At 60.2% G+C, this 12346-nt stretch carries 9 protein-coding genes and 2 tRNA genes; 1 reads left to right on the top strand and 10 read right to left on the bottom strand.

Features of this window, described 5'->3' with window-relative positions; all coding sequences use genetic code 11:
- Window positions 1–27 precede the first annotated feature (27 nt).
- On the top strand, window positions 28–2649 hold the full coding sequence (gene valS, locus AS189_RS09955; protein ID WP_062288211.1) for a valine--tRNA ligase: 2622 nt from the start codon (window positions 28–30) through the stop codon (window positions 2647–2649).
- 134 nt (window positions 2650–2783) lie between these two features.
- Here the strand turns inward: valS and AS189_RS09950 are convergent, their stop codons facing one another.
- The 10 genes from AS189_RS09950 to AS189_RS09905 form a co-directional block, all read right to left on the bottom strand.
- A complete protein-coding gene (locus tag AS189_RS09950) occupies window positions 2784–3608 on the bottom strand; it encodes an SGNH/GDSL hydrolase family protein (protein ID WP_062288209.1) in 825 nt (274 codons plus the stop codon).
- 6 nt (window positions 3609–3614) lie between these two features.
- Window positions 3615–4958, bottom strand: coding sequence for a UDP-glucose dehydrogenase family protein (locus AS189_RS09945; protein WP_062288207.1), 1344 nt, complete (start codon window positions 4956–4958; stop codon window positions 3615–3617).
- Window positions 4955–6100, bottom strand: coding sequence for a glycosyltransferase family 4 protein (locus AS189_RS09940; RefSeq protein WP_062288204.1), 1146 nt, complete (start codon window positions 6098–6100; stop codon window positions 4955–4957). The genes AS189_RS09945 and AS189_RS09940 overlap by 4 nt, the downstream gene beginning before the upstream one ends.
- A 564-nt stretch (window positions 6101–6664) precedes the next feature.
- The gene (locus AS189_RS09935) at window positions 6665–7291 is read right to left on the bottom strand and encodes a DsbA family protein (protein WP_062288201.1); all 627 of its coding nucleotides are present in this window, start codon (window positions 7289–7291) and stop codon (window positions 6665–6667) included.
- A gap of 171 nt (window positions 7292–7462) precedes the next feature.
- Window positions 7463–8749: an ATP-dependent Clp protease ATP-binding subunit ClpX gene (gene clpX, locus AS189_RS09930; protein ID WP_062288199.1), complete on the bottom strand. Its 1287-nt coding sequence runs from the start codon at window positions 8747–8749 to the stop codon at window positions 7463–7465.
- A 188-nt stretch (window positions 8750–8937) separates the two neighbouring features.
- Window positions 8938–9612 carry an ATP-dependent Clp protease proteolytic subunit gene (locus AS189_RS09925; protein WP_062288196.1) on the bottom strand — a complete coding sequence of 225 codons (675 nt, stop codon included), beginning with the start codon at window positions 9610–9612 and terminating at the stop codon, window positions 8938–8940.
- 32 nt (window positions 9613–9644) lie between these two features.
- Window positions 9645–10265, bottom strand: coding sequence for an ATP-dependent Clp protease proteolytic subunit (locus AS189_RS09920; protein ID WP_082634210.1), 621 nt, complete (start codon window positions 10263–10265; stop codon window positions 9645–9647).
- Window positions 10266–10541: 276 nt separating this feature from the next.
- Entirely contained in the window at window positions 10542–11912 is a 1371-nt protein-coding gene (gene tig, locus AS189_RS09915) for a trigger factor (protein ID WP_062288193.1), read from the bottom strand.
- An 89-nt stretch (window positions 11913–12001) separates the two neighbouring features.
- Window positions 12002–12074, bottom strand: a tRNA-Pro gene (locus AS189_RS09910).
- A 172-nt stretch (window positions 12075–12246) separates the two neighbouring features.
- Window positions 12247–12320 (bottom strand) — tRNA-Gly (locus AS189_RS09905).
- Window positions 12321–12346: the final 26 nt, after the last annotated feature.

Below are 12346 nucleotides of genomic sequence, written 5' to 3'. Positions count from 1 at the left end.
CGGGGTAACTCATGAAAGACTTGACCCATGGCTGAAATCATTCCGGGCACAGACACGCCCGCACCCACCTCAAGCAACGTTCCCGACAAGCCCGTTTTGGAGGGCCTCGAAGAGTCCCTGACCAAGCGCTGGCTGGAAGAGGGTACTTACAAGTTTAACCGTGAGACCACCCGTGAGCAGGTGTACTCCATTGACACTCCCCCGCCCACGGCGTCCGGATCCCTGCACGTGGGGCACATGTTCTCCTACACGCAGACCGATGTGCTGGCTCGATTCCAGCGTATGAACGGCAAGAATGTCTTCTACCCCATGGGTTGGGATGACAATGGTTTGCCCACCGAACGCCGCGTGCAGAACTTCTACGGTGTGCGTTGCGATCCGACGTACTCCTACATCGAGGGCTACCGTCCCCCGGCCGCTCCGGCCAAGAACCAGCGCGACTGGGATGTTATTTCCCGCAAGAACTTCATTGAGCTGTGTGAAGTGCTGGCCGTTGAGGACGAGAAGGTCTTCGAGCACCTCTTCCAGACCTTGGGCCTGTCCGTTGACTGGGCGCTCACGTACCGCACCATCGATGACCATTCACGAGCAGTCTCGCAGCGCGGCTTCCTGGAAAACCTGAACGCTGGCGACGCCTACATGGCTGAAGCCCCCACCCTGTGGGATGTCACCTTCCGCACAGCTGTTGCGCAGGCAGAGTTGGAAGACCGTGAAATGCCGGGCGCGTACTACCGCTACCCGTTCTTCGCCGAAGACGGCACCAAGATTTACATTGAGACCACTCGCCCGGAACTGCTCGCAGCATGCTCGGCTCTGGTCGCTAACCCGGACGATGAGCGCTACAAGCCGCTGTTCGGCAAGAAGGTCACCTCGCCGCTGTTCGGTGTTGAGGTTGAGGTCCGTCCGCACGCGCTGGCCAAGGCCGACAAGGGCTCCGGCATTGCCATGGTCTGCACCTTCGGTGACCTGACCGACGTCATCTGGTGGCGTGAATTGCAGCTGCCCACCCGCGCCATTGTGGGCCGTGACGGCCGTATCCTGGGTGAAACCCCCGAGTGGATCACCACCGAGGAAGGGCGCGCCAACTACGCAGCCATTGCAGGCAAGACCGTCTTCAGCGCCAAGGAAAGCGTCATTGCGATGCTGAGTGAGGCCGAGCTGATGGACGGCGAAGCCAAGAAAATCATGCACCCCGTGAACTTCTTCGAAAAGGGCGACAAGCCCTTGGAGATCGTCTCCTCCCGCCAGTGGTACATCCGCAACGGTGGCCGCGACGAGGAACGCCGCGAACGCCTGATCAACCGCGGCAAGGAAATTGAATTCCACCCTGCGTTCATGCGCTCACGCTACGACAACTGGATCTCCGGCTTGAACGGCGACTGGCTGGTTTCTCGCCAGCGCTTCTTCGGCGTGCCGGTTCCCGTCTGGTACCCGCTGGATGCCGACGCTAACCCGGATTACGATCACCCGATCCTGCCCACCACGGAAATGCTCCCAGTTGACCCCGCGGCAGATTCCGCCCCGGGCTACACCGAGGACCAGCGCAATGTAGCCGGCGGTTTCGTGGGCGACGCGGACGTGCTGGACACCTGGGCCACTTCCTCGCTGACACCGCAGATTGTTGGCGGCTGGGGTCAGGATGAGGACCTCTTCTCCAAGGTCTACCCCTTTGACCTGCGCCCCCAGGGCCACGACATCATCCGCACCTGGCTCTTCTCCTCCGCCGTGCGCGCCGACGCCCTGCAGGGCAGCGCGCCGTGGAAGCACGCCGCCATCTCCGGCTGGATCCTTGACCCGGACCGCAAGAAGATGTCCAAGTCCAAGGGCAACGTGGTGGTTCCCACCGACGTGCTCAACGACTTTGGCTCCGACGCGGTCCGCTACTGGGCAGCCTCCGCCAAGCTCGGCGCCGACACGGCGTACGAGATTGCGCAGATGAAGATTGGCCGCCGCTTGGCCATCAAGCTGCTGAACGCGTCCAAGTTCGTGCTGAACTTGGGCGCCACCGAGGCCAACGTGCTCACGGCAGACACCGCGGTGCTGACGAACCCGTTGGACCGCGGCCTGCTGGCCCAGCTCTCCGAGGTTGTCGCTGCGTCAACGGCTGCGTTTGAAAAGTACGATTACGCCCGTGCTTTGCAGATCACCGAGAGCTTCTTCTGGCACTTCACCGACGACTACGTTGAGCTCATCAAGGACCGCGCCTACGGTGCCTCCGGGGAGGAAGGCCAGGCTTCGGTGCTGGCTGCCCTGGCCACCACCCTTGATTCGCTGCTGCGCTTGTTCGCACCCTTCCTGCCGTTCGCCACGGAAGAAGTGTGGGGCTGGTGGCGCACGGGTTCGGTGCACCGCGCCCCGTGGCCCACCGCTGTTGGGGTGGACGACGGCGACACCACCTTGCTCTCGACCGTGGGCGACGCGTTGAGCGGCATCCGCAAGGCCAAGTCCGAGGCCAAGGTCAAGCAGCGCACTCAGGTACTCTCGGCGACGGTGACCGCAGCTCAGGTTCAGGCCACGCAGTTGAGCGCCGGTTTGGGTGACCTCAAGGCTGCTGCCAACGCTTTGGAACTCACGGTTGCCGTGGGCGACGGCGAACTGGCCGTGTCCGACGTCGTGCTGGCGCCGGCTGAGGAGCCTGCCCAGGCTTAGCCGCTAGTTGCCTGCAAGGCTGTGGCCGCCACCCGATCCGGGAGGCGGCCACAGTTGTTTCCAAAACAGCCCCGGATGTGAAGAAGCGTTCTCCAAAACAGCCCAGGATGTGATGGAGCGTTTGTTGGTGGGGCTCAACCGGCGGCAGTGGTGGTCTGTCGGCGAGCCACCTTCTTCAGGCCCTTCTTCGGTGGGACTCGAAGGAGCTCAGGCCAGCGAGGAGTCAGCGCATCACCTAGGGTGGTGCGCCGGATCTTGCGTCCAATGAGCGGCACCACCCACTCGGCCACCCACAAATAGTGTCCATGTCCGCGCTGCTTCCACGTGGGTTTGGGTGGGTGACTTTTCTCCTTGAGCACGATCCCATGAGAGACCTGAAGCACCTCCAGCACGTGGGCGGCCAAGTATTTGTGCCCACGTTTTGACATGTGCAACCGGTCCGAGCACCACATGCGCGGGTTGGCGTAGGCGTGCAACGCCGCGTAATCCACCACGATGGCCCCATATTTTGCCGCGATCGTCTTGATGCCGCAGTTGTACGCGTGGTTCTTGCGGCGCAGCGGTGCCAGCAGGGGCGAGACCTCCACGTCATATCCCGTGAACAGCAAAATAGTAGCCCCTGATTCAGCCAACCGCGACACCAGGAACTCATACTGATCAAGGATTGTGGTGATGGAGGTGCCCACATCCATGACATCGTTCCCGCCGGCATAGAGGGTGATCAGCGTTGGCTCCATGGCGAGGGCTGGTTCGATCTGTTCGGCGATAATGTGGCGTAGCCGTTTACTGCGGATGGCCAGATTGGCGTACTCCCAGCCGGGCGTGTCGCGGGCCAGCGCCTCGGCCACTCGATCCGCCCAGCCTCTGACACCGTTGGGCAAATGCCTGCTGGTATCGCCAACCCCTTCAGTAAAGGAGTCCCCCAGCGCTACATACCGGCCCGGAATTCTCCGTGTCACCGGCCGCTAAAACGCAGCCTGTGGACGGGGCGCATGTGCCGCAGCGGCCCGACCAACTCCGTGATACTCCCACCCGGCAGCACGCCACGCGGCTCCATCCAAAGCGTTGCGCCCATCCAGCATGATGGGGCGCTGCACCAGTAAGGCGGTCAGGGCTGGATCCAAGGCGAGAAATTCCGGCCAGGGCGTCAGAAGCAGAACCAATTCGGCGCCTTCCAACGCCGTCTGAAGCTCATTTTCGAAGGTCAGCTGCGGGTATTGCAGCCACGCCGTTTCGACTGCCTGAGGATCACTCACGCGCACCGTGGCGCCCTGCTGGGCCAGCTGGCAGGCCACATCCAGCGCCGGCGAATCCCGAATGTCATCGGTGTGCGGCTTGAATGAGGCACCTAGAACGGTGATGGCCCGTCCCTTGACGTCTCCCCCCAACAAGCGGGCGGCTGTCTCGGCCACGCGATACCGCGCGTCGGCATTCACACCATCAACGAGGGAAAACATCTCATCGAGCGACTCCACACCGTGGGCTTGCGCCTGGGCCCGGAATGATCGCAGATCCTTGGGCAGGCAGCCGCCGCCAAAACCTACCCCGGCTTGAAAATACTTGCCACCAATGCGGTCATCGTGGCCCAGAGCCTGCGCCAATTGCACGACGTCGGCCCCCGCCTGTTCGCAAAACTCACCCACCGCGTTGATGTAGGACAGTTTCAAAGCCAGGAACGCGTTGGCGGAAACCTTGATCAGTTCCGCTGTGGCGAAGTTGGTGATGATGCGCGGGGTGCCTCGTTCCAGCAGCGGGGCGTAGACGGCATCCAGTGCCGCAGCTCCCTTGGCTCCGGCGGTGCCGTCCTGGGCTCCATAGACGAGCCGGTCCGGGACCAGGGAATCCTGGACTGCCGTGCCCTGACGCAGGAACTCCGGGTTCCATGCCAGCACCGCACCCGTGCCAACGAGTAGCTGTTCGAGGCGGGCTGCGGTGCCTACCGGCACTGTCGATTTGCCCACCACCACCGCACCCGGATGCAGGTAGGGGCGCAGAGCCGTCACGGCCGACAGGAGAAAGCTCAAGTCGCTTTCATTGCCGGTCTTGGACTGTGGCGTGCCAACACAGAGGAAGTGGACCTCTGCCTCAGCCAGTAGTGCCGGGTCCGTGGTGAAGGTGAGGCGGCCGCCGTCGTGCCCTTCTTTCAAGAGCTCAACCAAGCCGGGCTCATGGAACGGTGCAACCCCGGCGGCCAACTGCTCAATTCTGGCGGCATCGGTATCCAGACCGATCACCTGATGGCCCATTGCGGCCAAGGTGGCTGCGTGAACGGTGCCCAAGTAGCCGGCTCCAATGACTGAAATCTTCATTTTGTTCCTCTCAGTTCGGCGGGCATGGCTGAACCCGCTGCAATGGCATGACGGTAATGTTCCATCAGTTGATCTCCCAAGACGGCCCAGCTGCGGCCTTGCACTTGATCGAAGGCGGCGGCAGCAAAGGCGGCCCGCTTGGCATCGTCGCCAATGAGGTCCACGGCATAGGCGCGCAGTTCGTGCAGTTTGCCCGGGGTGTAGAGCCAGCCCGTACGGGAGGAATCCACCAGGTCCACGGGCCCGCCGCGGCCTGTGGCCACCACCGGCACACCGGAGGCCATGGCCTCCTGAATGGTCTGGCAGAACGTCTCCAACTCACCCGGGTGGACAAACAAATCAAAGGAAGCCATGACAGCCGCCAAGTCCGCTCCCCCGAGGAAGCCGGTGAAATGTGCTTTCGGCAGGGCCGATTCAAGGGCTGCCCGTTGCGGTCCGTCGCCCACAATGACGAGTTTGGAATCTGGGATGTCCGCCAACACCGCCAAGTCCTGCACTTGCTTCTCCAGCGCCAGCCGTCCCACATAGCCAATGATCTTGGTGCCACCGGGTGCAACGTCTGCGCGGAATTGTGCACTGCGCTTACTGGGGTGAAACCTTTCGGTGTCCACACCACGGCGCCAGAGTTGCACTCGGGGGATGCCGTGGCCACGTAGTTTGTTCACCGAGTCGGAGGAGGGCGCCAGCGTTGTGGTTGCTGCTGAGTGGATGCGTTCCACCCGCAGCCACGCCCAGTTTTCTAGGTACGTCAGCCCATATTTGGCCGCATATCCTGGCACATCCGTTTGGTAGATGGCCACGGTGGGAATCCCCAGGGCTGCTGCGGCACGAACGGCACGCCAGCCAAGGACGAAGGGTGAGGCAAGGTGGACCACGTCCGGGTTGAACTCGGCAAGGAGCACCTTCACCCTCCGGACGCCACCCACGGCGATCCGGATGTTTCGGTATCCCGTGAGCGGAATGGCCGGTAGCCGCCGCACAGTTGCGCCTTCAACCACAGCAGGCGCGTCTTGTAATGTCGACGGCGCAATGACCAGAACATCGTCACCGCGGGCATCGAGGTATTGGAGGATTTTCAGGAGTGAATGGGTGACCCCGTTCATCTCCGGCAAGAATGACTCAGCTATGATGGCAATCTTCACGCTCTAACCGTGACGCTTTGAGGTTGCCACCATGGGCTGTTGCAGGAACATCACGGTGAAGACTAGATGAACGCCCTGTACGCGTGACTATTTGCGGACACACTTCCCGGCTGCGGGGGTAGTTGTTGCCATTTGCCCCCGGCGTACCAGCGGCGAATGGTAACAACTACCCCCGCATCTCATTTTGGGCAAAGGGGAAGCCCCATCGGCTGATTGCCGTCGGTGGGGCTTCGACTTTCATGCCGCGTGTGACGTTCGCGGTCTGGTGGATTCTAATGGTTTTCAGGACAGTCACCGCGTCACCGGTGCTAACGAACCTTTGCGAGCGTCCCGCCGAAACGGTGCTCAATGATCATATGGTTCAGTCACTAAATTTTTTAGTATCTACCAGCCCTTTCCTTGGCGGATTGGGTAAGAACAAGTATGCTCCTGCCCGCGGACGCAAACAAGGGCAGGTGGAAAAGTTTTTGTAAGAAACTTTTCCACCTGCCCTTGCTGACCAAACCGGGCGCTAAACCGGGCGCCAAACCGGGCCCCGGAGTAGGCGCCAAAAACTATTGCTGTTTAGCCGAACTGCGGGTCTTCCGTGCGGCTTCGCTTGATCTCGAAGAAGTACGGGAAGCTGGCCAGTGTCACCGTGGCGTCCCAGAGCTTGCCAGCCTCTTCACCGCGCGGGATGCGGGTGATGACGGGACCAAAGAAGGCCGTGCCATTGAACGCCACGATCGGTGTGCCCACGTCCTGGCCAACCTTGGCAATGCCTTCGCTGTGGCTGGCGCGCAAGGCGACATCATAGGCATCTGTGGTTGCTGCAGCTGCCAGCTCTGCCGGCAACCCTGTCTCAGCCAAAGCCTTGGCAATGACATCGGCCATGTCCTTGTTGCCGTTGTTGTGGATCTGCGTGCCCATGGCGTCATAGAGGGGCTTGATGAACTTCTCGCCGTGCTCTTGGACGGCTGCCATGATGACACGGACCGGGCCCCAAGCCTTGGCCATCATCTCCTTGTACTGCTGCGGAAGCTCCTGATTGTTCTCATTGAGCACCGAGAGGCTCATGACATGCCAGTTGACCGAGATGTTGCGTACCTGCTCCACTTCGCCGATCCACCGCGAGGTCACCCAAGCAAAGGGGCAGGTGGGGTCAAACCAAAAGTCGGCTGTTTCGGGTGCAGTCAAAGCGCTTTCAGACACGTCAAATCTCCTTGGTAGAGCACGGATTCCAACTACTAAGCGGGCCAAAGCCCATCATTAGCTCCAACGACGTCGGGATTAAAACTATTCCGGTGCCGGAAAACCAGCAGCCGCACCCGAAAAGAAAACCAGCAACGGCCAGGCTGTCCAGGTAAGATGCGAAAGCCTGCGTTACGCTGACTTGTTCCGACGCTTGGCCACTACCTCATGCGGGATCAAGGTGGGCTCGGCCTTCTTGCCTACTACCTCGGCCGTGATCACAACGGTGGCAATATCTTCACGGCTGGGCAGATCGAACATGACGGGCTGGAGTACTTCTTCCAGGATGGCGCGCAGGCCACGGGCACCGGTTCCCCGGTTCAGGGCCAGATCGGCAATGGCCGTCAGCGCCTCGTCATCGAACTCAAGGTCAACGCCGTCGAGCGTGAACATCTTTTGGTACTGCTTGACCAGCGCGTTCTTGGGCTCGGTGAGGATTTGGATCAGTGCCGTGCGGTCCAGCTGGGTTACGGTGGTGATGACGGGCAGACGCCCAATGAATTCCGGGATCAGCCCGAACTTCAGCAGGTCCTCCGGCATGACGTCGGCGTAGCTCGCCTCGGTCTGCTTCAAGGCACTGAGAGGGGCACCGAAGCCAATGCCCTTCTTGCCCGCACGGGAGCCAATGATTTCTTCCAGACCGGCAAACGCACCGGCCACAATGAAGAGCACATTGGTGGTGTCAATCTGGATGAATTCCTGATGCGGATGCTTGCGCCCACCTTGCGGCGGCACCGATGCCACTGTTCCTTCAAGGATCTTCAGCAGTGCCTGCTGCACGCCCTCGCCGGAGACGTCACGGGTGATGGAGGGATTCTCGGACTTGCGCGAGATCTTATCAATCTCGTCAATGTAAATGATGCCTTGCTCGGCCTTTTTGATGTCAAAGTCAGCTGCCTGGATGAGCTTGAGCAGGATGTTTTCCACGTCCTCGCCCACGTAGCCGGCCTCAGTCAAGGCGGTGGCATCGGCCACGGCGAACGGCACGTTCAGGCGGCGCGCCAGAGTCTGCGCCAAATACGTCTTTCCACACCCGGTGGGTCCCACGAGCAGGATGTTGGACTTGGCGATTTCTACTTCGTCGTGGACACCGCCGGAAATGGTGGTGCTCTTAACGGCGTGCCCGGACTGGATGCGCTTGTAATGGTTGTAGACGGCCACAGCCAGTGACCGCTTAGCGGGCTCCTGGCCAATGACGTATTCCTGCAGGAAGTCGAAAATTTCCCGGGGCTTGGGCAGTTCAAAGGCGTCCAGATCTGCCACTTCGGACAGTTCCTCGTCAATGATCTCGTTGCACAGTTCAATGCACTCGTCGCAAATGTAAACACCGGGTCCAGCAATGAGCTTGCGGACTTGTTTCTGGCTCTTTCCGCAGAAAGAACACTTCAGCAGATCAGTGCTTTCGCCCATCCTGGCCATTGACGTGTCCTTCCACGAATAGCCCACCGGCGGCGGTGCTATCCCTACTACATCGATCGTTCCTCAGCTGGTGCCGGAAACGTCCTTCACTTTACATTCAACTCTAAGCCACGGTTGTGACATTGGGTGGAATGCAAACGCCGGAACAAGGGATTTCTTCCCTTGTTCCGGCAGGTACAACACATCACTTAGCGAGTGATGGCCGCAGCCTTCATCTTGCGCGGTGCCAAGACCTCATCGATCAAGCCGTATTCCTTGGCCGCAGCAGCGGTGAGGATGTTGTCACGCTCAATGTCATTGCTGACCTGTTCCGGCGTGCGGCCGGAAAGGTCGGCCAGCGTGTTTTCCAGCCATTCGCGCATGCGCATGACCTCGTTGGCCTGAATTTCCAGGTCAGAGGCTTGGCCGCCCTGGCCACCGGAGAGTGCCGGCTGGTGGATCAGCACGCGAGCGTTCGGCAGGGCCAAACGCTTGCCGGGTGCACCGGCTGCCAAGAGCACAGCTGCTGCGGAAGCAGCCTGGCCCAGGCAGACGGTCTGGATCTCGGGGCGAATGAACTGCATGGTGTCGTAAATGGCCGTCATGGCCGTGAACGATCCGCCGGGAGAGTTGATGTACAAGGTGATGTCACGGTCGGTGTCGTCGGCTTCCAGCACGAGCAGCTGGGCCATGACGTCGTCGGCCGAGGCGTCATCAACCTGGACACCCAAGAAAATGATCCGGTCTTCGAAAAGCTTGGTGTACGGATCCTGGCGCTTGAAGCCGTACGGTGTGCGCTCCTCGAACTGCGGGAGCACGTAGCGGCTGGTGGGCAGGTTGCCGGCAGTTTTGCCAAACGCTGTGCTGCCAAAGTTGTAAGTCATGGTTTTACTCCTGAAATCTTTGTCTTCGGCTTTTACTTGGCGTGGGTTCCGCCGCCACCGGCAACGGATCCTGCGTGGCGGGAGATCTTGTCAAAGAAGCCGTATGCCAGGGCTTCCTCGGCCGTGAACCACTTGTCGCGGTCGTTGTCAGTGAGGATCTTCTCCACAGTCTGACCGGTCTGCTCGGCCGTCAGTTCGGCCATGACCTTCTTCATGTGCAGGATCAGCTCGGCCTGAATCTTAATGTCCGACGCCGTTCCACCAATTCCGCCGGAAGGCTGGTGCATGAGGATGCGTGCGTTGGGCGTCGCGTAGCGCTTACCCTTGGTGCCCGAGGAGAGCAGGAACTGCCCCATCGAGGCGGCCAGCCCGGTGGCGACGGTGACGACGTCGTTCGGGATGAACTCCATGGTGTCGTAGATAGCCATGCCGGCCGTGACCGATCCACCGGGTGAGTTGATGTAAAGGTAGATGTCCTTCTCAGGATCCTCAGCCGAGAGCAGCAGCAGCTGCGAGCAGATCAAGTTCGCGTTGTCATCGCGAACTTCCGATCCCAACCAAATGATGCGTTCTTTGAGCAGTCGGTTGTAGATGTACTGGTCAGAGCCGGACGGGTCCGCGCTAGCCATCGTGGGGGTGTTGTGCTGTGCCATGGTGGGTTTACCTCTCCTTCGTGCGGCTAGTTGAGCAAGTCCAACGTAGCCATCACTAATGTTCACTACTTGGACAGTAGCCCTTTTTCGGCCGGGATTATCCACCTTTGGCGCACTGTTCGCTGTCGGCGCACGATCACCGCAGCCGCCCCGCGAACGGGAATAAAACGGCCCTGTGGCAACGCTGAACCCCGGAAACAAAAAACCGCTGCCGGCTCCTTAGTAAGGAACCGGCAGCGGCTTTTTCGAACGTGTTTCCCTGAGGCGGGAAGGACCTTAGATGCGAGCTTCGCCCGGATCAGAAACTGCTGTGGCCTCGATGACCTCGTCCTCGGAAGCAACTTCTTCTTCCTCAGCAGCAACGGACACGAAGTCTGTCAGGTCCACGGCGGCACCCTCAGAATCGGTCACGGTGGCCTTGGCCAGAACAGCGGCAAGAGCCTTGCGGCGGCGAACTTCGCCAACGATCATGTTGACCTGACCGGAGGAGTCCAGCATCTGAGCGAACTGGTTCGGTTCCATGCCGTACTGGCTGGCGGAGGAAACGATGTAGTCGATCAGTTCAGCCTGGCTGACGCTGACTTCTTCCTTCTCAGCGATGGCATCGAGGATGATCTCGTTGCGGAACGCCTTCTCGGTGTTTTCCTTGACCTCGGCGCGGTGCTCTTCGGTGTCGTGCTCTTCGGGGCCGTGTGAGTTCTCCGGCTTGAAGTGCTGCTCGAGCTGATCGGCGATGACGGAATCCGGAACCGGAACCTCAACGAGGGCAACGAGCTTCTCAAGAACCTTGTCGCGAGCTTCAACGCCCTGCTCAACGGTCTTGGACTCGGCAGCCTGCTTGGCCAAGTCTTCCTTCAGTTCGGCAATGGTGTCGAACTCGGAAGCCAGCTGAGCGAAGTCGTCGTTTGCCTCGGGCAGTTCGCGAACCTTCACGGAGGTTACCTTGAGGTTAACCTGTGCTTCTTCACCAGCGTGCTCGCCACCGGCAAGCTTGGTGGTGAAGATGGCTTCTTCGCCAGCAGAGAGGCCGGTTGCGGCTTCATCCAGGCCGTCAAGCATGTTGCCGGCACCGATCTGGTAGGAAAGGTCAGATGCTGAGTCAACCTCGACGTCGTCGATCTTGGCAGCGATGTTGATGGTGAGGAAGTCACCATCAACGGCCGGACGATCTTCAGCCTTCAGTGTGCCGAAGCGACCGCGCAGCTCATCCAGTGCCTTGTCGGTGTCTTCATCGGAAGCCTCAACAGCAGCAACCTCAACCTCGATGCCTTCGTAGTTCGGCAGTTCGATTTCGGGGCGGATGTCCAGCTCGACGTGGAACTTGACGACACCGTCGGTGCCGGTCGGGTCCGGAACTTCGGTGATTTCAACCTCGGGACGGCTCAACGGAACCAGCTTGTTCTCGACAACTGCTTCCTGGTACCAGCCGTTGAGGCCGGAGTTGATAGCCGTTTCCAGAACGTAGCCACGGCCAACGCGCTGATCGATCAGCGTGTTGGGGACCTTGCCCTTACGGAAGCCGGGTACCTGGACCTGCGTACCAATGGTCTTGTAAGCCTCGGTGATGCTGGGCTTCAATTCCTCAAAGGAAACCTCAACATCGAGCTTTACACGAGTGGGTGTGAGGGTTTCGACAGCGCTCTTCACAGCGTGGTACTCCTGATGGTCTGTTGATGGATTATTAGGCCCAGCACATGGGCAGTCACTGACCAAACGTGATCCGGATAATGCTGAAGTCGGGGCGACAGGACTCGAACCTGCGGTCTCCTGCTCCCAAAGCAGGCGCGCTAGCCACTACGCTACGCCCCGTAGTGCCCGCAACAGTCTACGGGCAAAAGTTCCCAGATGCACAATCGGCCCACGTCACCCGAGGAATCCGCGGTACTTTGACGTTTTCGCGCACGTTAGAACTATGGCGAAAACGTCAAAGTACCGCGGAACGCAAAAGTTCCCCGGCCAAGTGACCGGGGAACTTGCAATTTGGAGGGGGCGACGGGAATCGAACCCGCGTCATCAGTTTGGAAAACTGAGGCTTTACCATTAAGCTACGCCCCCAGTTATGGGGATCATTGTGGGCTTTC

This window comes from Arthrobacter alpinus, assembly GCF_001445575.1.
Taxonomy (GTDB): Bacteria; Actinomycetota; Actinomycetes; order Actinomycetales; family Micrococcaceae; genus Specibacter; species Specibacter alpinus_C.
The sequence above is the reverse complement of the archived record's forward strand: the minus strand, read 5'-3'. Positions and strand labels throughout refer to the sequence as shown.

Excerpts from the sequence above, each read along its gene's own strand:
- AS189_RS09945 (WP_062288207.1), bottom strand. The coding sequence starts at position 4,958 with ATGAAGATTTCAGTCATTGGAGCCGGCTACTTGGGCACCGTTCACGCA.
- clpX (WP_062288199.1), bottom strand. The coding sequence starts at position 8,749 with ATGGCCAGGATGGGCGAAAGCACTGATCTGCTGAAGTGTTCTTTCTGC.
- valS (WP_062288211.1), top strand. The coding sequence starts at position 28 with ATGGCTGAAATCATTCCGGGCACAGACACGCCCGCACCCACCTCAAGC.
- AS189_RS09925 (WP_062288196.1), bottom strand. The coding sequence starts at position 9,612 with ATGACTTACAACTTTGGCAGCACAGCGTTTGGCAAAACTGCCGGCAAC.
- AS189_RS09920 (WP_082634210.1), bottom strand. The coding sequence starts at position 10,265 with ATGGCACAGCACAACACCCCCACGATGGCTAGCGCGGACCCGTCCGGC.